Origin of the sequence: Paenibacillus sedimenti (assembly GCF_014534655.1) — a bacterium.
In the GTDB taxonomy this organism is placed as follows: Bacteria; Bacillota; Bacilli; order Paenibacillales; family NBRC-103111; genus Paenibacillus_E; species Paenibacillus_E sedimenti.
This window is the reverse complement of the sequence record NZ_JACVVD010000017.1, coordinates 1-21465: the sequence shown is the minus strand read 5'-3', so window position 1 is coordinate 21465 and position 21465 is coordinate 1. Positions and strand designations below refer to the sequence as shown.

The window sequence follows — 21465 nt, the reverse complement described above, 5'->3', positions numbered from 1 at the left end:
CATCCGTTCCGTCATTCATTATAACGAACAATAAATTCTTTATAAAGAACGATATTTGGTTGAATTATGGCGCATGAGGGAGGAAATTCGGGAATTTTGTTCGTTAAAACGAAATTATCCGAGTTATCCGATTTTTGTTTTGGCGATTTTTGCGTTATACTTCAATTGTTCGTTCGTTATAATGAACAACATGTCGAACGGGACATTCATTCAAATCCGTCCGTCCACTTGCTGGGCAAAATTGCTGTCGCGCTGGACGTTTCTTTGAAACAGCTGGTAGGGCCGGATACGCCGGAGCCGAAGCCCGATCCCGCCGTGGTGCAGGAGTGGTATGACCTGTTTCAGGATGCCGTGAAGTACGGCATCAGCAGAAAGGAATTAAAAAGCATCATTGAATTTCGAAAATGGCAAGTAGGCCATAGCGAGAAAGAGGAGGAGTAAGCATGTGCGGCATTGTCGGCTATATCGGCAAAAGGGATTCACAGAACATATTATTGGAAGGTTTAAAAAAACTGGAGTACCGCGGATACGATTCCGCCGGGTTGGCGATTCACACAAGCTCCGGACTTGAGCTCCGTAAATCGAAAGGACGCATCAGCGAGCTGGAAAACCGTTTGGAAGCGCAGCCGCTTGCCGGTTCCGCCGGCATCGGTCATACCCGCTGGGCGACACACGGTAAGCCTTCGGATGCCAATTCGCATCCGCATACCGATAACGATATGAAAATCTCCGTTGTACATAACGGTATCATTGAGAATCACCTGCAGTTAAAAGAAGAGTTGGAGCTGTGCGGCTACCAGTTCATTTCGGAGACCGATACCGAGGTCATCTCTCATCTGATCGCCCATCACTATGAAGGCGATTTGACGGAAGCCGTGCGGAAGGCCGTTAGCCAAGTACGGGGCGCCTACGCTATTGCGGTGCTCTCCGAGCACGAACCGGACAAGCTGGTTGCCGTTCGCTGGGCAAGCCCGCTTATTATCGGCGTCGGCGAAGGCGAAAATTTCATCGGCTCCGATATTCCGGCCATTCTGGAGCATACGCGCAATGTGTACATATTGAATGACGGCGAGATGGCCGTGCTGACCCGGGAAGGCGTCAAGTTAATGACGCTCGAGGGCAATTTCATCGCCAAGCAGTTGTTTCGCATCGACTGGGATCTCATGGTCGCAGAGAAGAATGGATTCGACAGCTTCATGCTCAAAGAAATTCACGATCAACCGCGCGCTTACGAAGATACAATGCGCGGAAGAATCGAAGCAAGGAGTACCATTGTTCTCCCCGGCATCGAACTCTCCGAAGTGCAAATCCGCGGACTGAAGCAGATTCATATGGTCGCTTGCGGAACGGCCTATCATGCGGCTCTCGTCGGGAAAACCGTTATCGAGCGGCTAACCCGCATTCCGGTTGAAGTCGACCTTGCTTCCGAGTATAGGTATCGGATGCCTGTAATCCGCAAGAATACACTCGTTATCGCTGTGAGCCAATCGGGGGAAACCGCCGATACGCTGGCCGCCATGCGCGAGGCCAAACAATGGGGCGCACGCGTCATGGCCATCACGAATGTGATCGGCAGCTCCGTCGCCCGCGAAGCGGACGATTGTCTCTTTACGCTGGCCGGACCCGAGATTGCAGTCGCTTCGACCAAAGCATACAGCTCGCAACTTATTGCTTTTTATTTGCTTGGCATTTTCATGGCCCAATCACTGGAGACTTTAGATCAGGCGACACAGATCGAGCTGATTACGATGCTCGAACGGCTGCCTGCACAAGTGGAAGACATGCTGAAAGGCAACATGGAAGCGGTCCGGCAAATCGCCGAACAGATCGCCGGCCACAATCACTTGTTCTTTATCGGTCGCGGACTCGATTACAGTCTGGCGATGGAAGCTTCACTGAAGCTGAAAGAAATTTCCTATCTTCATTCGGAAGCGTACGCTGCCGGTGAATTGAAGCACGGGTCTTTGGCGCTGGTTGAAGACGGCACACCTGTCATCGCACTTGCAACCCAGGAGCTGCTGCTTGAGAAAACCGTAAGCAACATCAAGGAAGTCAAAGCGCGAGGCGCATATGTGATCGCGTTTGCCCTGGAAGGCAATACGGAGCTTGAGAAGACTGCGGATCAAGTCATCTACGTGCCTCGCACCTTTTCCCTGTTCACGCCTGCCCTTGCGGTTGTGCCGCTGCAGCTGCTCGCTTATTACACGGCCTCCATCCGGGGTAATGACGTGGACAAACCGCGAAATTTGGCAAAAAGCGTAACAGTCGAGTAGATTACCTCTTCAACGAGGAAAATACTTCGTTGAGATAATCGACGGCAACGGACTCCGCTTCTCTTCTTAAGTGCAGGTCTTGGAAGTCGCTTCGTAATCGCTTGTAGATTTGAATACTTGTCAGAAGAGATTGGTAACAACTTTCAGCATGATGCAGTGGGATTGTTTTTACCAGCTCTTCTGTTACTTTAGCAGCAAAAAATTCAAGTTTTCTAACTCCATTAGGCTGTTGACCATGTATCGTTGCTATCATCGGACCTAGTACTGCTCTACGAATGTACGTGATAAGATCGATAAATTCGAATAGCTCACCGCGTCCTAATTTGGTAGCGCCATAGTGAACCCAGACCCAGAAGCGATCTTCGATCCACTGAACATTCAACTCCGGATATGAGGGTTGCGTATTTCTCATTCGTCGTACCGCTTCCGAACCTCTCTCCCACAAGATAAGAGGATTTTCAATCCTTTGTTCAAGCTCGGACGGGGTGACAAACTTCAGATCTACATGAAGAGGCGGAGGGCCATATAAGCAAATGACAAGACGCGGCTCACCAACATGTTCACCGGTAAATCCGGACAACAGGCTGCCTAGTCGCTCGGCTATTTGGATTCGTTCTGTCATGATGGTTTCACGGTATTCGGGTTCATATACCAAGACGAGATCCAAGTCGCTGTATTCGTCCATGGTTCCCTTCAACATGGAACCTCCCGCAAGTAGAGCGATAAATCGATCATCTTGACTAAGCTTCATTTTGGTTTCTTCGATGAAATGCTCATAAAGTGACAATGTCATTGGTCATCACTCCTAAAAGTTAGCCGCATTAAAAAATGGGCATTACGCCAGAATATCATTACGTAAAAATAGTGTCAACATGCAACCAGTCATACAACATAGTTCTATTAAAGAGAGAGCCAGTCAGATTAAGGAGGAGAAATCGGATGTGGATAGAGCCTTATGACCAGGCCGCTTCAGTGCTGAACGTCCTCAGCTTGACGATCGCCGGCGGATTCACCGCGTTGTTCCTGCTGCGGGCCAAGCACGGGGCTATGGAGAAACAGATGAAACAAAGCCTGGACAAGCATCAGGATTATTTTACCTACCTTAGCGCCAATATTGATGGAGCGGATGCGCTGCTCCCGCCTCCCGGCCATTTAAGCCCTATAGAGCTTAAAGCCATTCAGTCCAAGCTGCTGGAGTGGATCGAAACGATCGGCGGAGAGTACAGGGACAAGCTGACTGCCCTGTGCCGGGAGCTCGGACTCGTGGAGCTGGAACGCCAGCGGCTTCGCAGCTCCAGACATGGGATACGCATGGAAGCCGCTTATCATTTGGGTGTTATGCGTGCGGCCGAATGCACCGGTGAGCTGCTTAAGCTCCTGGAGCGGGAAGGCAGCGAATCGACCGCTTTTGTCGTCGGGCGAGCGGCCGCCAAGTGCGCAGGGGCGCCTGAAGATTTGCACAGCTTGCTGCAGCTGCTTACGAAATATCATCCCGAAGCTCATCAGTTGATCGCCGATATCATCGCTTCATCTTCTTTGGACACGGCCCCGCTCTTCGCCAAGTTGCTTCATCAAGAAAATGACGAAGCGCTGCTTAACGTGGCCTTGATCCGTTTATCCAAAAGCAATGAACCTGAAATGTTCGGCGCCCTTGACCGCTTGATCGTATCCGAATCCAAAGAAATCCGGATCAAAGCGGCAAAACTGCTGCTGCAGTATACCCACCTGCTGCCGCTTGAGCGAATCGGCGAGCTGATCCGTCACCCGGATTGGGAGATTCGTGCGGTTGCCGCAAAGGCCGTCGGCGAACATCAGCTGGAATTTTATCTGGATGCGCTCGCCGATTGCATGGCTGATGAGGAATGGTGGGTCCGTTATTATAGCGCCAAAAGCTTGTCGCGGCTCGGATCTGCCGGTTTCCGGGTGCTTTGCGAAGCAGCAGCCGGTTCCTGGAACAGCGCTTCACGCGAATCCGCTTGGGAGGCTGTCCATGAGGAATTGGACCGGGCTGAGACTTCCGCTTCTCAGGGGATACAACAAATTCCTTACTACAATCGGCTGAATTTCATTTACCGGCGCATATTGGGAGAATCCGGCGCAGGCCGGCATGCCCATAAAACCCGGATCAGCTCGTAGAAAGGGGACCCGGATGAGAGCTTTTTTGCTAGATTACGGAATTGTCGTCACTTATCTGATTATCGGAGCCAGTTTACTGTATTTATTCATTCTTGCCGTTTCTCATCAGAAGATGCTGTCTATTGTCAAAAGCTCGATGAACTCTCGTTTCCGGGAGCTGGCAGGCTCAGAGTACGTGCCGCCCGTGTCGGTACTGGTTCCCTCCTATAATGAGGAGCTAACCATCATCGAGAGCGTGTATTCCTTAATGACTCTGGAATTTCCCGCATACGAGGTTGTCGTCATTAATGACGGTTCGGCCGACCGGACGCTGCAAGTGCTGATCGAAACGTTTGATTTGAAACCGTGCCGTCTGACCGGATTCCGTCTTTTGGTCGATTCCAAGGCAATCCGCAATGTGTATCACAATCCCCTCTATCCTCGGTTAGTCGTGATCGATAAGGAAAACGGCGGTAAAGCGGATGCTTTGAATGCCGGTATCAACGTGGCCAAATATCCGCTCGTCGCTACGATCGATGCCGACAGTCTGTTGGAAAAAGACGCTTTGATCCGTTTGGTCAAAGTGTATATGGAAAATCCCGAGCAGCATATCGCCGTCGGGGGCAACGTACGCATCGCGAACGGAAGCACGATTGAAGACGGCCGTGTGCTATCGGCGCGGTTATCGAACAAATGGCTTCCCGCCATGCAATATGTCGAGTATGTGAAAGCCTTCCTCGGCGGCCGCATCGGCTGGAGCGCCATGAACGGACTGCTTATCGTATCCGGCGCCTTCGGCTTATTCCGCAAGGATTACCTGGTGAAGGTAGGCGGCTACGAAGAGGGATGTCCCGGAGAGGACATGAATATCGTCATCAAGCTTCATAAATATATGTTGGCACGCAATTTGCCGTATCGGATCGTGTTCTGCCCTGACGCCGTCTGCTGGACGCAGGCGCCGGATACGCTCAAAGTGCTCGGCGCCCAGCGCCGCCGCTGGATTCGCGGCAGTCTGTGGAATGTAAGCAAGTTCCGTGCGATGCTGTTTATTCCCAAATATAAGGTGATCGGCTGGCTGGCCTTGCCGTACACCATTATGTATGAACTTTTCAGTCCTTTTGTGCGGCTATCCGGTTTGGCGGCGCTAATCGCCTATGTCACGATGGACATGACGCAGCTGCCGATTCTGCTGATCTTCCTGCTTGTTAACCTGCTCATCGGCATGGTCTTTACTTGCGGATCGCTGTTGATTGAAGAATTTGCTTTCCGCCGCCCCCTTTCAACGCATGACCTGCTGCGAGTCATCGGCTTATCGGTTGTGATGACTTTGGGTTACGACCAAATCAATGCTCTTTGGAAGCTCCTCGGGCAATGGGATTACCTCCGCCGCAATAATGCGTGGGGCAACATGGTACGGCGCAGCTGGCAGGATGAAGCGGCGAAGCCGGCCGGATCCTCTGCTTCGAAGGCGAAAGCACAGGCTGTTTAGGACGGCCTTAACCCTATACGAATAGAAATGGAGTGAAAGAACCATGAATACTGCCTTATTAGCCAAGTCTGTCCTGTCTCAACGACTATATATTATGCTTCAGTCGGCCGCCCCGTGGACGGAGTACGGCGGTGTGATCGTTGCCGCAACTCATGATATCAGCCGGATGGTGCTGCAAGATTTGGAAACGCGTCTCAGCATGGAAAGCGATAACCTGATCGTCAAGGCCGCTTATGAAACAGCGGAAAGTTCCTTGATCATCCTGCTGCCGGGGCAATCTCTGGCTTTCACCCATTTCATCGCCCTGTCAGCCAAAGCCTTCCTCCAGGACGCAGGCTTACTGGATGGCGGCATGGCGGTTGCCGGTTTCTCCGAGACCGTTCCTGCTTCGGAAGAAGCGCTGACCGACTTCGTTGCTTTACTTAACGAGCGGCAGCAAGAAGAGATTGCCGTTTATCACGGACAATCGTCATTATCGGAAGCGCCGACGGTTGTCATGATCGATCCGAACGCCGATTTGCTCGATTTTCTCGGCGTCCGGCTCGGCTTGCAAGGTTATGCCGTCAGGCCGGCGCAGGACGGCATAGAAGGGCTCCGGCTCGTAGAATCGGTCCGGCCGGACCTTGTGATCACCGAGCTGGCGCTGCCTGCGCTTGACGGCTACCAGGTGATCAGGCGCATTCGCCAATCCCAAAGCCGATCTTGCCAAGTCGTCGTCCTGACCGACCTGACGGTCGAGCAGGACATTTGCAAATGCTTCGATCTGGGGGCGGCCGACGTGATCAAGAAACCGTTCTCGCCGATGGAGCTTGAAGCGCGTCTCAGACGGCTGCTGGCCTAACCTACTTTAAAGGATTAAAGGAGTCGTGCCCATGAAGCGGAACACTTCACCGGCCGCCTGGCTGCTGCGCATTGCTTTGCTGGCCGCTGCAATGATCCTGGTATGGCATTACTGGCCAGCCAAGAAAGTGGAGAGTGTCCAAAGCGCGGACGGATCGCAAATCAAATTCCGTACGCAAGGTGACCGCATCGAGATTTACTACAAACAACAATGGACTCCATTTTTTGTCAAAGGGGTTAATGTGGGTGCTGCGCTTCCGGGGCATGATCCGGGCGAGCTGCCGATCAGCAGGGAACAGTATTTGGCATGGTTCAAGCAAATCCAGGAGCTCGGCGCCAATATGATTCGGGTGTATACGATTCTATCGCCGGCTTTTTATCAAGCGCTTGTGGAATACAATCAGCAGCATGCGGATTCTCCGCTCTATTTCATTCAGGGCGTATGGACGCCAGAAGATGAGCTGATCGAACAAAAAGACGCCTACCTCGATTCCATCTACGCCGAGTTTCAAAGCGAGATCACTTATGCCGTCGGAGCGGTATACGGAGCCGCCGATATTCCCGAGCGGTTCGGCAAGGCAAGCGGCTCTTACCGTTACAATGCCGGACCTTATTTGCTGGCGTGGCATATCGGGACGGAGTGGGATCCGGAGATGGTTCAGAGCACCAACGATAAGCACAAAGACAAGACCGGGTTCCAAGGCACTCACGTCACTACTAAACAGAACGCCTCCCCCTTTGAAAACTGGCTCGCCGAAATGCTTGATCATCTGGCGGTGCTGGAGTCACAAAACGGATGGAAGCATCCTCTGACCTTTACCAATTGGGTAACAACCGATCCGCTCAAGCATCCCGGCGAAGTCCTCATTCAAGAGGATATGGTCAGCGTCGATGCGACCCATCTGGAAGTAATCAACTGGCCAGCCGGATATTTTGCTTCCTTTCATGCTTATCCTTACTATCCCGACTTTTTTGGATTGGATCAAACGCTGATGGATATGAAGGACAAGGATGGAAGCGCCAACACGTACCTCAGCTATTTGACCAAGTTGAAGGCCTTCCATAAGGACATCCCTGTCATGATTACGGAATTCGGCGTTCCTTCCTCTCTGGGCATCGGACATCTGGCCAATAAAGACCGGAATCAAGGCGGTCATAACGAGACTGAGCAGGGTCAAATCAACGCCTCACTTATGCAAGATATCGCAAGTGCCGGCATGGCGGGAGGAATCGTCTTCTCCTGGCAGGACGAGTGGTTTAAGCGCACCTGGAACACCATGCATTTCGAAATTCCGCAAAGCCGCCGTAAACTATGGACCAACGTATTGACGAACGAACAATACTTTGGTTTGGTAGCCGAGTTGTCCGGCAAGAACGGGCCGCTCAAAATCGATGGAGGCGCGAGTGATTGGCAAGCGCTCCAGGAGGGCGATAAGCAGCGGATCTCCAGCTCCCATCCGGGATGGAAATCGCTATGGATGACCCATGACGAAGCCTACGTATACGTTATGGGGGAGCTGGAGCAGCCGTTTGATCCGGAGCGTGAGCAGCTCATCTTTGGCGTCGATACGATACCCGGCGGCAACCGGCATGCGAAGGAGCTGGGGGATGCTAAGCTCGACGAAGGGCTGGAAACGCTCGTCGTGCTTGGGAAAGACGAGGAAAGCCAAGTGAAAATCGCTTCCAACTATGATTTTCACGCCCGCTTATACGGCAATCAGTACGGCATGTTGAAGGTGAAGCCGGAGGACATGAAGGACGATTCCGGACAGTTCGCCCCGTGGAAGCTGGCCGTCGGTCTTGAGCAGAGTCCTCCTGACTCTACTAAATACAGTCCGTTCCTGGATGTCCCTGCGGGCATGCTGAAGCGCGGTACGACCGATCCGGCCTCTCCGGATTTCAATTCGTTAGCCATGTGGCAAGCCGAAGGCAGCGTTGTAGAAATGCGTATCCCGTGGATGCTGCTCGGCTTCACAGACCCCAGCTCCCTGCAGGTCATGAGCTACGGCGAGAAGGATGGCAAGCTGACAGCTACGACGACCAAAGGGATTCGCATGCTCCCTTGGATCGTTCAGCGCTCAAACGGCGGCATCCTCGGTTTGGATCGTACTGAAAGCGTCTACCCGGTATCCAAGCTGCCGACATATAAATGGCCCGCTTGGGACAAGGTCCAGTACGTCGAGCGGCCCAAAAAAAGCTACGACCTCATGAAGAATGCTTTTGATAAGATCGATGACGGGTTCGCTCCCGGACGATAGCCAGCGCGCAAAAAATAGCCCCTATAGCCGATGAAAGGAAACTCATTGGATATAGGGGCTTCTATGACTTCATTCTTCTGAACGCTTTTGTTTGATGCGCCATTTATTGTATTCCAAAAATTCCACAAACTGCTCTTTGCTAATGCCGGAATCCATGGCCTCTCTTACCAAACTAAGCCATTCCTCATCCAACTGCTCCTGCGGCTGGTTTTGATGATGAATAATCGTTTCCAGCTGAACGCCCAGCACCGCGCTAATCTTTTCCAGAAAGTGGATCGAGGGATTGGACTGAACCTCACGTTCGATCGAGCTCAGATAGGATTTGGCTACCCCGGCTTTCTCCGCCAGTTCGGTAAGGGTAAAACCTTGTTCCAAGCGCAGCTGCTTGACTTTCTTGCCAATCATGGTAGCGACCCCTTTAACTTCCATATGTATAAGAAAAACTTCTATCGAAGTCCATTCAAAGTAGCCAGACCGCTTTTAGAGGAAGTTTTTCATGCCAATAAGAATTTCGAAACCCGACTAGTCGGTATCTTATTCATTCTTATGTGGTAAAAATAGTTTAACAAAAAATGCATGATCTGTGGATGTTTATTTTTTATTATAACAAATGGAAGCGCTAACATAATCAATTAAAAAAAATGTTGTCTTTTTCGCACTTCTTTCTCTTTGTATTAGTGTTTCGGCTCATCTTCGTTTTCTTTGCACTCGCGAAAAAATTGCCTTACTTCCTCTATGGAAAGCCCCGAATCGCGAGCTGCGATCATCAGGTTAACCCAGTTCTCATCCAGGTTCTTGTTGGGTACAAGCGTTTGTTTTACGGACATAGCCCGATCCCTCCAGATTTCTGGTAACTTGGTAGCTCAATATACGATTCGTGCCCTAGCTCTTTTTTATGCGGGTAGTACTTCATTTGGTTAATCTCCCAATTGGGGCGAATACCTTCGGCCTCCAATGTGGTTATGAGAGCTGTAGTACGATTTCACCCATTTATGTATAGTTGCTTAAGGAAATTAGCTGATGCAGTCCCATTTTTCCCACTTACGATGACTATATCGAACATGCGGTCGTACAAACCATTTTACAATTAAGTAAAATCGGACTGCGGACATTTTGGTTGATACACATTTCCCCGCAATTAGGCGTTTTCGGATTACAGATATTCTGTCTGACGCAGCAAAAAAGGGGACCCCATCGGCCCCCTAAAGTTGTTTACACAGACACAGCTTCATTGCTTATTACGCCTATTTCCGAACGGATGACAGCAGCAATTCGCTCTGCATATTCCTCCAACTGTCCAGCATCGGGTCCCTCAACCATGACACGAATTAACGGCTCTGTTCCAGAGGGACGTACAAGCACGCGCCCTTCGTCCCCAAGGCTTGCCTGAACGCCTTCAATCGCCAGCTTAATGTTCGCATTGGAATCCCAATCTTGTTTGCTTTCTACCGGCACATTCACCAGCAGCTGCGGGTAAGAACGCATGATTGTGCGCAATTCACTCAAGGGTTGTCCGGTCTTGACCAGCGCACCTGCCAATTGTACAGCAGTTAGGATACCGTCCCCGGTCGTATTATGATGCAGCATAATAATATGTCCCGACTGCTCACCGCCCAGCACATAGCCTCCATCACGCATGGCTTCCATCACATAACGATCTCCAACAGCTGTCTGAACCAAATTGATGTTTAATGACTTCATCGCTTTAAAGAAGCCTACATTGGACATTACAGTTGTTACTACTGTACTGTGGTCAAGCTTTCCATCATCAAGCAAACTACGCGCTAAAATAGCTGCAATATAGTCGCCATCCACAAGCTCCCCCTTCTCATCCACCGCAATCAACCGATCTGCGTCACCGTCAAAAGCAAGGCCTAGTTGCGCCCCTTCCCGGACAACCGCATCCTGCAATGCATTAGGATGTGTAGACCCGCATTCCGCATTTATATTAATCCCATTCGGCTCTGCCGCCAATGGAATGACATTCGCTCCAATTGCTTGAAACACGGCTGGTGCAATCGCTGCTGCGGCCCCGTTTGCACAATCCAAAACAACCTTCATCCCGTTCAGACGTTCACGGGTTGTTGTTTGCAGAAATTTCACATACAATTCAGACGCATCCTCACGAACGAAAACACGGCCTACCTCAGCTCCTACAGGTCTCGGCAGTTGATCTTCCGGCTGATCCATCAAGTCCTCAATCTGCTCTTCAATCTCATCAATCAGTTTAAAACCGTCACCGCCAAAGAACTTAATTCCATTATCGGCGACCGGATTATGCGAAGCGGAAATCATCACGCCGGCATCCGCTAATAACGTACGAGTTAAGTACGCCACACCTGGCGTCGAAATCACGCCAACCCGAATTACATTGGCCCCTACCGAAAGGATTCCGGCAATCAAAGCAGTCTCTAACAAATCACCCGAAATACGAGTATCCTTACCGACGACAATCGCTGCCCGAGCTTTCTTTTTCGTTAATAAATAAGCACCTGCACGCCCTAATTTATATGCTAATTCCGGGGTAAGCTCCTGATTGGCTATACCTCTCACTCCATCTGTACCAAAATAACGTCCCATTACGAATTCCCCTTTCCACTGCTTGCATAACCCAAGCGCGACCGTAAATGTTCGGCATAATTCGCTTTATTAACTTGACGTTCACGGGCAATGGCAAACGCCCCGTCCGGAATATCATTAGTTATCGTAGACCCGGTGGCTATGTAAGCTGCATTCCCAATCGATACCGGCGCAATCAAATTCGAATTGCTTCCAACAAAGCAATGGTCCCCAACGATTGTTCGATGTTTATTGGCACCATCGTAGTTAACCGTAATCACTCCGCAGCCGATATTCGTGTTTTGACCAATATCGGAGTCGCCGACATAGGCGAGGTGAGGAATTTTAGAACCCTCGCCAACGGTGGAATTTTTCACTTCAACAAAATCGCCCACTTTTACACGTTTCCCAATAACTGAACCGGGTCTAATAAATGCAAACGGACCGATGGAGGCTTCATCCGCAATAACCGAGTCCCTTACGATCGAATTGTGAACGCTGATCCCATTCCCGAGGGTACTCGTCTCAATCTCACTGCCTGCCCCTATGCAGCATCCTTTTCCAATCGATGTAAAACCCGAGAGCGTCACACCAGGCCCGATCACCGTATCCTCACCGATGGAAACGGTACAATCGATATAAGTTGTGCTCGGATCTACAAGGGTAACACCATTTTTCATATGCGATTCGTTGATCTTGTCACGCAGAATTTTACTTATTTGAGCAAGTTGAATCCGATCATTGATTCCTAATACCTCATGCGCGTTCGAAACTGCAAGGGATTGGACGGAAAGTCCCATGTTTTTAATAATTTGAATGCAATCCGTAAGGTAATACTCCCCTTGTGCGTTATCATTGCGCACTTGGTCCAATGCTCTAAATAATACCGAGTTTGTAAAACAGTAAAGGCCCGGGTTGATCTCGCGGATACGCTTTTCATCCTCAGACGCATCTTTTTGCTCAACAATCCGAAGCACTTCACCAGTTTCATCACGAACAATGCGTCCAAATCCGGTCGGATTATCAACAAATGCTGTAATCATAGTAACCGCCGAACCGGATTCTTGGTGTGCGGACAGTAACGATTTATACGTTTCTGTTGTCACAAGCGGAGTATCTCCGTAGCAGACAAGGGTATAACCCTCCAGGTTCCCGATAACCTTACGAGCTTGCATGACCGCGTGCCCAGTACCAAGCTGCTGATTTTGCCTGACATATTCCACTTCATTACCAAGTTCTTGCTCGATTTGTTCGGCGTAAGCACCCACTACCATTAGCAAGCGTCCTACTCCAGTACCTCTAAGGGAGTCTGTTACGTGACGAATCATCGGTTTACCACAAAGCGGATGTAGAACTTTATGTAATGTAGACTTCATACGGGTTCCTAATCCAGCTGCAAGTACGATTGCGAATGTCTCGTTCACTGCCTATCTCTCCTTTTGATTGCCATTTGGTTGAGTGTACATAGCCGGTTTGACTTTACCCTACTCCTTTAAACGGATCCAGCCGTCATAATCATGAACGGCATACCCGGCAAAAGACGCGCGGTTGCCAAGGCTTTCTCCCACAGTGCTCAGATCGCGCATCATTTGAAACTTCCCTTTTTCAAAATAAGAAATGGTTGCATCCGAACTCGGCAATGTCTCCACAGCAACGATGGCAGGCTTGCCGTTACGCTCTGCTTCTTCCATCTCAGTTGCAATGCTGCTAATGATATCCGATGCATGATCGCGGTAAGCCATAAGGGTTACTTGGTCAAGTTTGCGTATCATCCAATTGGACAATGTTGTCCGACCACCCAACCCGTCCGGTACATTGAACTTCTCCAGCCAAACCGGCATATCCGCGCCGGCAATTAAACCTGGGGTTTCTATTTCCATTTCTTCGACAAACCCGCTAACCGTATCCCGCCAAAGCCCGAGCATCGTATCCGTGTCCGCATACCATGACTTCATGACGTACGGCTCGACATCCAGATGAATGCCACGAAACTGTTCTGCGGCAGTAACGCTGTTGTTGTATGTTTTCACCCAATTAATCAGCTTGTACAGCTTCATCTGTTGTTCCGGAAGTATCCAGTCGGGGGCTCCGCCTAAAGCATGAACCTCCATACCTCGAGCGGAAGCTTCTTGTATAAAACTTTTGTAATCATTCGCGGAAACATCCGGATCGACTTGCAAAAATAAAAGATTAACCTCATTCTGCTGCAGAAATTGGAATGTGCTCACCTTGTTTACCAGCAGCGACCCCGTATTCCATAGCCAAGTAGCTTTATACAACGGACGCTCGGCGGTTGCGGCAAAAACCTGATTCGTGCCGTCGTCTTGTACGGAGTGGTAAAAAAGAACTTGAGTAAAAGCTAGACAGAGAACCATTACTTTTCCGACAAATCGGAATTTTTGTTGTCTTTTCACTTGAAACTCCTTTGATCATGTGTTTGGGCAAGTGGGAACCCAACCGGCTATGTACATGCTCAATCTATATTGTTCGCGTTCGTTATAAAGAATGAAGTGGTACGATATTTATTATTTTGTAAAAGTTTATTGAAACTTTGTTCGTTAAAACGAATCCCGTTTGTGTTCCAGTCCATACAAGAAACCAGCAAACGGAAGGGTCTGCTGGTTTAAAATATAGACAAAAACCAGCAAACTTTGGCGGTTTGCTGGTTTTTATTGGCTAATGTCGCTATAGCAGCGATTCGGCGCCGTCTATGAATAGCTCCGTGCCGGTGATATGGCTCGAGGCTGTAGAAGCCAGGAACGCCACCAGATCGGCCACCTGCTCCGGTTGGCCCGCCGCGTGTTCCAGCGGTTGGCTGCCTTGCGGATACTCGACCGGAATTTTGATTTTCTCGAGCTCCGGGGTCGGTTGCGTATTTTCTCCGATGTTGGTCTTGATGGACCCCGGACAGATGGCGTTGACGCGTATCTTGTACCTTGCCAGCTCCAGTGCAGCCATCTTGGCTAATGCCACTTGGCCCGCCTTGGACGTGCTGTAGGCTGTCATCCCGAATCCGGAGAAGGCGCGGCAGCCGTTAATAGAGCTCGTAATGATGATGCTGCCTCCGTTCGCTTTCATGTAAGGAATCGCATTTTTGACGCACAGGAACGTTCCCTTCAGATTAACAAATAGCGTTCGATCCCAATCCTCAGGTTTCATGTCTTCAATCGGCGCCAAAACACCATTGATGCCCGCATTGGCAAAGACGACGTCCAACCGGTTAAAGGTTTTCACCGTCTCTTCGAATGCGAGTGCCACCCGGTTCGGATCGGAGACGTCGACATCGATCGTAATAGCCTGACCGCCTGCTGCGACTATATCCTGTTTCGTTTGTTCTCGCCTGTCGTCCTTTAAATCCGCAATGCAAACTTTCATCCCCTGTTGCGCCAGCATGATGGCAGCAGCCCTTCCGATACCGGACCCTGCCCCGGTGATCAATGCGACTTTATCCTTCAAATCCGGCAGCATCATACGCGGCTTTTGCATCGTTTGCACACTCATGAGAGTCACCCCTAACCGTATACATATGGCGGATTGAAAAAAAATCCATTATTGGTTTACCCGACCGGTATGGAAATTATGTACTAATTATATTTACAGAATTTTACGATTTCTTTACACAGTCATAACCCTTCTGACATCACACTTTGATAAAATAATAATAATTGTCTTTTCAATGATCCTAACCCAAAAGGTAAAAGAAAGGAGCCGCTTCATGACCTTAAGACAATCTTCTGAAGTTGCATTAAAAATCGAGTCATCCTTTCGTTATTGGGATATTTTAAAATCAACAGCCCGGTACGTGCTTTCAAGAACAATCATCAGAAAGTGGCGTACAGACCGGATCGTACTGCCTGGCTCTTCCCGTGTTCTATATGTCAATCCGACGGAAAATCGGGGCAGAATTTTGTATATGACCGGCGGAATGACGCAACCGAGGTTAAATCTGTTTTGGAATAAAGCGGTCGCCTCATTCCGACCGTCATTGGTTGTGGATGTAGGAGTCAATTATGGCGAATGCCTTTTTTCCGTGACCTATCCCAAGCATTGCAAGGTGATCGGCATTGAAGCCAATCCCAATCTGCAAACATATATTGAACGTTCCAAGAAAATCCATCCCAACCGCAAAAGAATCCAGACCGTTTATGCGATGGCATCGGATGAAGAACGCGAGAAGCGATCATTTTATATTCATGAATATTGGTCGGGACTTTCCTCTGCGGCCCTTGGCAAATCCAACGTTCCGAAGCACTACAAGCAGCATGAAATTACCAGCATTACGCTCGACTCCTTACTTAGCAGGCATCCGCTGGAAAAAGAAAGGCTATTATTTAAAATTGATGTGGAAGGACATGAAGAGAAGGTCATCAAAGGGATGCTTCAATCGATCGAACACTGTCCTCAAATGCTTGGATTTATCGAATTTGACAGTAAATATTTAGCCAAGAGCGATACCGATGCCGATGCGTTTTTGAAATTTTTGCAGGAACGATTCAATCTCTTTGTTTACTTGAACAATCAAGAACTGGTTCAGTTCGATCAGATTTCTTTAGAGAAATTGCAAAAGCTATTTAAAAAGCAAAACGTTCATACCGATATCATTTTGGCCAAACCCGACGTCACGATCCCTAAAATTTATTCGCAGCTTATAAAATTAGAGTAGAACTAAAAGTTGACAGACTGTTGAACTATCTGCCCGGTAGCTGAAGACAATCAAATACCTTGATACATTCAAAAATTGTTGTATAATTTTAGTTATTAGAACTAAATAAGGGAGCTATGAAGCCAGATCTTTACGTGGGCACTTTGATTTGGTGGAGCTAATAGTGCAACCGACCTTCTTCCATAAGAGAGAAGGTTTTTTTGTTCTCTCTTCCTATAGTCAAAATAAATAGGAATCTAGTATTAGGGAGAGGTATTTATTGAAACCTAAGGAATTAAAAAGGATCGTTTATCAAAATGTAACGGTTCCGGATCAGTTTAAAGAACGAATACAAAAAAACCTTGAATTTACCATTCAAGAAACAGATTTTTCCGAGGAGAGGCTAAATCAGCTGGTCTGTTGGATGTTAAGTGATGGGGAAGAAGAATAGAGAGTAATGTTCGGAAAAGAGAGATTATACCAATCCGATAAACCTAGCTCTACACTGCTACACATTAGTTATTGCATATAGAACTCGCCCATAATTATTGAAACCTTCTACCTTCTCATGGGTTTGCCCGAAGATCCGCTATTCCCGGAGGTCGTTTTCCCCGATTCATTTAACCAGGTAATCATATCCGTTATTTGAAAGCTTATCAACTTCGCGCCTCCTTGATTCGCTCCGCCATGATAGAAGCCATCGGTTGCATTTCCAGTGGAAGTCCCTCCCGTATACAGCGTATAGGAAGCATCTTTTTTCAGCTTTGGAGAACTGATCACTACATTTTGATAAGGCTTAATAGGAGCAAAAGTAGCGATGGTATTATCATTGCTATCTTTCAAGCTGACGATAGTGCCTGCCTGTTGAACTTTTGAGAAATTCATAGAGATGGTATATTGCTTAGTAGCAGCAGACGGGGATTGAGCCTTGCCTAGGTTGCTGGCCGAAACTAACGTCCCCCCCCCCCCGTGATTTCGAACACGCCGTCATAGTCGAGCGCACCAGTGCCTCTATTACCTATCGTAGGTCCGCTGATTACAACCGTACCGTCCGTCATATAAATGGAGCCGTTCGAATCCAACCCATCGCTTTCCTAATTTATCGCAACATAACCGCCCACTGGATTGGATGTCTCTCGGATTTGCCTCGGCTGTATGAGCTTTGGTGTACCGGAACGGGGATACCCTAAATGGACACTTGATGAGGAGAATAGTCGTCATATTATTAAGAAAGCCCTGAGTCAGGAATAATTTTTTTTGATACGGCGAATTTTTATTCAGACGGTGCGAGTGAGAAAAAATTGTTGGGCAGGCTCTAAAAGATTATGCCAATAGGGATGAAATTGTCATTGCAACGAAGGTTTATTTCCGTGTGCATGAAGGTCCCAATGGTGCCGGACTTTCTCGAAAAGCAATTATGAGCGAAGTTGATAAGAGCTTAAAGCGGTTGGGAACCGACTACGTCGATTTGTATCAAATCCATCGTTGGGACTATAATACACCCATTGAAGAAACCATGGAGGCACTTCACGACGTAGTAAAAGCTTGGAAAGCCAGATAAATCGGCGCTTGTAACATGTACGCATGGCAGTTTATGAAGGCGTTACATATAGCTGAAAAACATGGATGGACCCGATTTGTATCCATGCAAAATCACCTCAACCTTTTATATCGTGAGGAAGAGCGGGAGATGCTGCCGCTTTGTAAGGAAGAAAAAATCAGTGTTATTCCATGGAGCCCACTTGCCAAGGGAAGATTGACGCGTGATTGGGAGGAAACGACGCTACGTTTTCAAAACGATCCAGCTGCACAAGGTCTCTATATCGCCACAGCTGAGTCAAGTCGAAAAGTGGTTGAACGTGTAGCCGAAATTGCAAAAAAACGTGGTGTTCCTAGCGCTCAAATCGCTCTTGCCTGGGTGCTGCAAAAAGAGCCCGTTACTTCTCCGGTCATGGGGGTTACGAAAACTTCACATCTCGAAGATGCAGTGTCTGCGCTATCAGTTACATTAACGCCTGAAGAAGTCGCGTTCTTGGAAGAGCCGTATGTACCGCAGCGAGTAGTCGGTTTAGATTAAGAACAAAGGATATAAAGGTTGACCGGAACATGGAATATCCTGTTGATTGACTCAGAATGATTAGGTGAAATTCCCCAATGACTATACTGAGATCACCATCGCCGAATAGGAAGTGAAATTATGAAGACTCGAACCGCGCTTGTGCTTGGAGCGACCGGTCTGATCGGCGAACAGCTGGTCAAGCTTCTGCTGCAAAGTGAAGAGTACGAACGGGTGACCGTGCTCGTTCGTGCTTCACTCCCTTACTCCCATCCCAAGCTGCACATAGTGATCGTCGACTACGCACGGCTGGAGGACTTCGTGGAAGAGATCGTCGGGCAGGATGTTTTCTGCTGTCTGGGTACGACGATCAAAAAGGCGAAAACACAGGAAGCATTTCGCAAGGTTGATTTAGATTATCCGGTGCATATAGGGCAAATTGCCAAACGCAATGGAGCGGAAAAGTATTTACTCGTCAGTTCAATAGGAGCTAATAAGCACTCCCGTATCTTTTACAGCCGGATCAAAGGAGAAGCGGAGGAAGCATTGGCCGCCGTCGGTTTCGATCAGTACCACGTGTTCCGCCCTTCAGCCCTGCTGGGAAAGCGCAAAGATTTTCGGATTAGGGAAAAAGTGGGTATCCTCTTCTTCCCAGTAGTTTCCCTATTCATGGTCGGTCCTTTGCACAAATATAAGCCGATTCGAGCAGATCAGGTTGCCTATGCGATGTATCGGATCGCCGTGAGCAAGCAGGATAACGCCTACGCGATTTGGGAGTCTGATCAAATCGTTAATATTCATTGATCCACGAAACATTATTTTATATTAACTTGACTTTTGATCGGGAAGGGCTAAGATGTGGGCTTAGCGTGATGGGCCGTTGACGGGATTAATCATCTTTCTCATCAGAATCCCTGCCAAAAGATAGCCAAATGAAGTACCTATAAATAGCTTAAAAATACTGGGCGTCATAGCTATGTAGAGGCTTAAAGGAAGCGACCAAAAAAATGCGATGAACATAATAAATTGTTTCCTAATAATCAGTCCTATTACTGCTACAAGTGCTGGAGCTAAAAGAAATGCTCCTGTTCTTATAAGAACATCATTACTTGGTGACGCAGAATTATATGGGTTATAGAAGTTTAGAATTAACCAAAGCACTATCGTTCCTAAAGATGAAAGGATGCCTAGATACCTCCAATATATCATCCAGCCCCTCCTAATCAACAACAACTTTATACATCATATCGTACCACAAATTGGAATTTTCCTGCCCATTACTTCAATAAAACAAGGAACAGTGCCGTGGCGATCTGCTCCCTTTTATAGTTCAACTAACGTTATCCGTCCCTATGGGAAACGAACTCGGTCCTCCATTAAGACTAGCGTGGTATGATTGAGGCAAATCGGAAAGCATCCGTGAATAAACGAGCCGTAGCTCTCAGAGGGAAATCATCCCCAAGGGGCTAGCGGCTCGTTTTATGATTAGCTGCCCTCGCAGCAGCTCCTGACAGCTGTGAAATTTACTGTTATGACGAACCAAACGATCGAGGAGTTAGAAAAGGTGGGGCGCTTTTGAAAACTTGAAGCTTACGCCTGTAAAGCAGCGAATTATCGAAAAGAAAGAACCTTTTTGGAAAGACAATTCACCGATAATACGGCCAAACTCTTCGGCTTGTTGAATATTGCCTTAATCAGGGGATGATGTCCGACGGTATTTACATAAAAATCATCCCATCTGGAAAAAATGAACAAAGCAGTTAACCGAGTTGTTTTCAGTGGAATCGCTTAATGATAAGGGGGTCTATGCAAACATGGTCGTCGTCGTATTCGTACTGTTTGCATGGTTTTGTATCCATGTGTTGTTCAGTCTGCCCCATAAGCTGCCGCTAGCTGCCAACTTTCTATTGTTTATGGCTATAGAGATCATGCTCACTAACAAGCTGACTATCATCGGGTACGATCTTAAGTTATTTATTATGAATCAAAGCATACCCTATTTCATATCGTTGATCATTCACAATGATCTTACCATACCGTTCATTCTGCTTGCCTTCGCCAACGCCTTTCTCACAACCCGAAATGCCCACGTACGCTGGGGAATATCGGTTTACGCGGTCGTGCTGCAATTCGCAACCGGCTACGCACTGCGATGGAACAATGTCCTTACCGAAAACGGATGGAATTTCTTCTGCGAAACCGTGATGATTATTTTGTTGATGGCCTACACCTTGCTTGCAGGTAAAATTTTCCAATGGATGGCAACTAAAGAAGGATGGGTGCGATGAATGACAATATCGTTTACGACAATCAATTTAATGCGAATGAATGGTATTCCATCGCGCTGATGGTCATCGGACTCGCGGCAATCCGTTTTTTCCCCCGCAGCTTTTCGCCTTTGCAAACCACTTTTAATCTGCTCATCGGCATCACCTTCGGTCTGGTCTTCGACCATACAATCGCTATACCACCGTTTGATCTTTACGATTTCGGAGACCAGTCCAAATACCAGCTTTTTGATATCATTTCTTACGCGATGTATATGCCATTCGGGTATTGGTTTATTTACTGGCACGAGCGGATGCGGGTAGGCGGATTGCTGACGATCGTTTATATCTTCGTATGGGCGTGGCTCGGGGTAGCTGTCGAAACGGCGGGCGTCTATGTCGGAATGTTCCATTACAAAGCGGACTACCGGCTCGCTTATTCGTTTCCGATTTACTTGTTGTTACAGAGCATACATTTGGGACTGTACCGAATGGCTTTCTCACGGACACGTCTGAACAGAGCGCCCCCTAAATCCCCCACTGGTCCGCCCTAGAGATGGACTTGCTCGCTGCTAGTTCACGTTGTCTGCCGTCGTTTGCTAACGCAAACCTAAATCCGTCACGCTTGATTATCTGCAAAACAGCACAAGCTATGAAAAATATTACCAACTTTGATCGAATGTCCAACTTGGGGTGCCGTAGGAGCCCCGACAAGGAAAAGGAAGGGAAACGGTAGATCTCAGCATCACCCAAAACAATGGCCTGTAATGATGTCTCGGATCGACCAGAATACACCTGATAAATCTAACCGTATGGAATAGATGCCGATTAATCCGAGTCCCACTTGCAAAATCACAATAGATCACAAAAAAACCAACCTCGAGATCATATCCTTCATCGTTTTTTTCCGGATCGAGATGACTTCCTCTTCGGAGATATTCCCGTAAAACTTCCGAATCGCCTTGT

General features: G+C 48.3%; 21 protein-coding genes, 1 pseudogene and 1 riboswitch. Of the genes and pseudogenes, 12 read left to right on the top strand and 10 right to left on the bottom strand.

The features are described 5' to 3' along the window. Positions 1–96: 96 nt before the first annotated feature. Positions 97–441: a hypothetical protein gene (locus ICC18_RS29460; protein ID WP_188177997.1), complete on the top strand. Its 345-nt coding sequence runs from the start codon at positions 97–99 to the stop codon at positions 439–441. A 2-nt stretch (positions 442–443) separates the two neighbouring features. Next, entirely contained in the window at positions 444–2273 is a 1830-nt protein-coding gene (glmS, locus tag ICC18_RS29455) for a glutamine--fructose-6-phosphate transaminase (isomerizing) (RefSeq protein ID WP_188177996.1), read from the top strand. Position 2274: 1 nt separating this feature from the next. On the opposite strand, the gene ICC18_RS29450 is transcribed toward glmS, so the two are convergent. Continuing rightward, the gene (locus ICC18_RS29450) at positions 2275–3066 is read right to left on the bottom strand and encodes a nucleotidyltransferase domain-containing protein (RefSeq protein WP_188177995.1); all 792 of its coding nucleotides are present in this window, start codon (positions 3064–3066) and stop codon (positions 2275–2277) included. Between the two features lie 146 nt (positions 3067–3212). On the opposite strand from ICC18_RS29450, the gene ICC18_RS29445 reads away from it, so the two are divergent. From ICC18_RS29445 to ICC18_RS29430, 4 genes are read left to right on the top strand one after another with little or no spacing between them, the layout of a single operon-like run. Further along, positions 3213–4409 carry a HEAT repeat domain-containing protein gene (locus ICC18_RS29445; protein ID WP_188177994.1) on the top strand — a complete coding sequence of 399 codons (1197 nt, stop codon included), beginning with the start codon at positions 3213–3215 and terminating at the stop codon, positions 4407–4409. A gap of 13 nt (positions 4410–4422) precedes the next feature. Continuing rightward, positions 4423–5877 (top strand): glycosyltransferase family 2 protein, encoded by a 1455-nt coding sequence (locus ICC18_RS29440; protein WP_188177993.1) that lies wholly within the window; start codon positions 4423–4425, stop codon positions 5875–5877. A 43-nt stretch (positions 5878–5920) separates the two neighbouring features. Then, on the top strand, positions 5921–6718 hold the full coding sequence (locus tag ICC18_RS29435; RefSeq protein WP_188177992.1) for a response regulator transcription factor: 798 nt from the start codon (positions 5921–5923) through the stop codon (positions 6716–6718). Positions 6719–6749: 31 nt separating this feature from the next. After that, entirely contained in the window at positions 6750–8975 is a 2226-nt protein-coding gene (locus tag ICC18_RS29430) for a hypothetical protein (protein ID WP_223192982.1), read from the top strand. 69 nt (positions 8976–9044) lie between these two features. Here the strand turns inward: ICC18_RS29430 and ICC18_RS29425 are convergent, their stop codons facing one another. The 6 genes from ICC18_RS29425 to ICC18_RS29400 all read right to left on the bottom strand — a co-directional run bounded on the left by ICC18_RS29425 (position 9045) and on the right by ICC18_RS29400 (position 15035). Continuing rightward, entirely contained in the window at positions 9045–9380 is a 336-nt protein-coding gene (locus ICC18_RS29425) for a helix-turn-helix domain-containing protein (RefSeq protein WP_188177991.1), read from the bottom strand. A gap of 269 nt (positions 9381–9649) precedes the next feature. Then, positions 9650–9802, bottom strand: a complete 153-nt coding sequence (locus ICC18_RS29420) for an anti-repressor SinI family protein (protein ID WP_188177990.1) — start codon at positions 9800–9802, stop codon at positions 9650–9652. 385 nt (positions 9803–10187) lie between these two features. Then, positions 10188–11555 (bottom strand): phosphoglucosamine mutase, encoded by a 1368-nt coding sequence (glmM, locus tag ICC18_RS29415; RefSeq protein WP_188177989.1) that lies wholly within the window; start codon positions 11553–11555, stop codon positions 10188–10190. After that, positions 11555–12958, bottom strand: coding sequence for a bifunctional UDP-N-acetylglucosamine diphosphorylase/glucosamine-1-phosphate N-acetyltransferase GlmU (gene glmU / locus ICC18_RS29410; RefSeq protein WP_188177988.1), 1404 nt, complete (start codon positions 12956–12958; stop codon positions 11555–11557). Before glmU ends, glmM begins: the two co-directional genes overlap by 1 nt. A gap of 60 nt (positions 12959–13018) precedes the next feature. After that, positions 13019–13948: a hypothetical protein gene (locus ICC18_RS29405; RefSeq protein WP_188177987.1), complete on the bottom strand. Its 930-nt coding sequence runs from the start codon at positions 13946–13948 to the stop codon at positions 13019–13021. Between the two features lie 271 nt (positions 13949–14219). Then, positions 14220–15035 (bottom strand): SDR family oxidoreductase, encoded by an 816-nt coding sequence (locus ICC18_RS29400; RefSeq protein WP_188177986.1) that lies wholly within the window; start codon positions 15033–15035, stop codon positions 14220–14222. A 214-nt stretch (positions 15036–15249) separates the two neighbouring features. Here ICC18_RS29400 and ICC18_RS29395 point away from each other — a divergent pair, with 214 nt between their 5' ends. Together ICC18_RS29395 and ICC18_RS29390 are read left to right on the top strand one after the other, a co-directional pair. Continuing rightward, entirely contained in the window at positions 15250–16197 is a 948-nt protein-coding gene (locus ICC18_RS29395; protein WP_188177985.1) for an FkbM family methyltransferase, read from the top strand. Between the two features lie 100 nt (positions 16198–16297). Beyond that, positions 16298–16381, top strand: a riboswitch (cyclic di-GMP riboswitch). Positions 16382–16456: 75 nt separating this feature from the next. Continuing rightward, positions 16457–16627 (top strand): hypothetical protein, encoded by a 171-nt coding sequence (locus ICC18_RS29390; RefSeq protein WP_188177984.1) that lies wholly within the window; start codon positions 16457–16459, stop codon positions 16625–16627. A gap of 107 nt (positions 16628–16734) precedes the next feature. Here the strand turns inward: ICC18_RS29390 and ICC18_RS29385 are convergent, their stop codons facing one another. After that, positions 16735–17061 carry a hypothetical protein gene (locus tag ICC18_RS29385; RefSeq protein ID WP_188177983.1) on the bottom strand — a complete coding sequence of 109 codons (327 nt, stop codon included), beginning with the start codon at positions 17059–17061 and terminating at the stop codon, positions 16735–16737. A 65-nt stretch (positions 17062–17126) separates the two neighbouring features. Beyond that, positions 17127–17258: a hypothetical protein gene (locus ICC18_RS34420; RefSeq protein ID WP_262495905.1), complete on the bottom strand. Its 132-nt coding sequence runs from the start codon at positions 17256–17258 to the stop codon at positions 17127–17129. Between the two features lie 73 nt (positions 17259–17331). Between ICC18_RS34420 and ICC18_RS29380 the strand changes: the two are divergent. Both ICC18_RS29380 and ICC18_RS29375 read left to right on the top strand, forming a co-directional pair. Continuing rightward, a pseudogene (locus ICC18_RS29380) lies at positions 17332–18253 on the top strand (aldo/keto reductase). Between the two features lie 120 nt (positions 18254–18373). After that, a complete protein-coding gene (locus ICC18_RS29375) occupies positions 18374–19036 on the top strand; it encodes an oxidoreductase (protein WP_188177982.1) in 663 nt (220 codons plus the stop codon). A 60-nt stretch (positions 19037–19096) separates the two neighbouring features. Here ICC18_RS29375 and ICC18_RS29370 read toward each other — a convergent pair whose 3' ends face one another. Continuing rightward, complete coding sequence (locus ICC18_RS29370) at positions 19097–19441, bottom strand: hypothetical protein (RefSeq protein ID WP_188177981.1); 345 nt, start codon at positions 19439–19441, stop codon at positions 19097–19099. A gap of 605 nt (positions 19442–20046) precedes the next feature. Here ICC18_RS29370 and ICC18_RS29365 point away from each other — a divergent pair. Both ICC18_RS29365 and ICC18_RS29360 read left to right on the top strand, forming a co-directional pair. After that, on the top strand, positions 20047–20520 hold the full coding sequence (locus ICC18_RS29365) for a hypothetical protein (protein ID WP_188177980.1): 474 nt from the start codon (positions 20047–20049) through the stop codon (positions 20518–20520). Beyond that, positions 20517–21053: a hypothetical protein gene (locus ICC18_RS29360; RefSeq protein WP_188177979.1), complete on the top strand. Its 537-nt coding sequence runs from the start codon at positions 20517–20519 to the stop codon at positions 21051–21053. The genes ICC18_RS29365 and ICC18_RS29360 overlap by 4 nt, the downstream gene beginning before the upstream one ends. The last annotated feature ends 412 nt before the right edge of the window (positions 21054–21465 follow it).